Origin of the sequence: Halorubrum sp. SS7 (assembly GCF_005435055.1) — an archaeon.
GTDB lineage: Archaea > Halobacteriota > Halobacteria > Halobacteriales > Haloferacaceae > Halorubrum > Halorubrum salinarum.
The window spans coordinates 588-1287 of record NZ_SGXV01000101.1 but is presented as its reverse complement, the minus strand read 5'-3'; the positions used below and the strand labels follow the sequence as shown (position 1 = coordinate 1287).

At 67.4% G+C, this 700-nt stretch carries 1 pseudogene; it reads left to right on the top strand.

Annotated features, from left to right (window positions below):
- Window positions 1–67: 67 nt before the first annotated feature.
- A pseudogene (locus tag EXE44_RS16865) lies at window positions 68–700 on the top strand (hypothetical protein); the annotation flags it as partial.

The following is a 700-nucleotide window of genomic DNA, read 5'->3' as shown; positions in this document are numbered from 1 at the left end:
CCTCATGATGCTCGCCACGATATTCGGGGCGGTCGGCGTCCGGTACCTGCTCGACGAGGAATCGTCCGTGAGCGACGTCGATTACCCGTGGACCGAGCCCGAGGGCCGGTCGACCGGGCGACGGATCGCGGCGTCGCTCCCCGACGCCAGAACAGTCGCGACGGTCGCGGCCGTCGTGATCGTCCTGTCGCTGTCGCTGGCGACGATTTTCCCCTCTCCGTTCGTCTACCTGTCTGGCTCGCACGTCCCGGAGGGCGAGATGGACGGTTACGAGCGGGCGTTCGCGAGCCAGTCGAGCGGGTCGCCGGTGTGGTTCAGCGGAGTGCGTCACACGTCCGATCGCTACGAGATCGCGCTGTACGGCGCGGCGGGGGCGCCGTGGGACCGACAGGTAAAACCGGCCGTCAAAAAGAGCGCACCGGTCCCGGAGCAGGCGATGTTGGACGGGTTGCCGACGTTTTACGCGAACCACCCGGAGGAAGTCGTCAGGCGTGACCACTACTTCGTGGTCGCGGAGGCCGACCGCCAGCGGGAGGTCGAGGCGTACCGGGAACTGCGGTACTCCGCGGAGAGCTTCGAGGCCGTTGCTGCCCAGCCGAACGTCGGGAAAGTCAGGGATAACGGCGAGTTGACGGTCTACTTCGTCGACATCGAGGAGGACCCGTCCGCGAACGCGGTCGACGACCGCGAGCGGATCGCC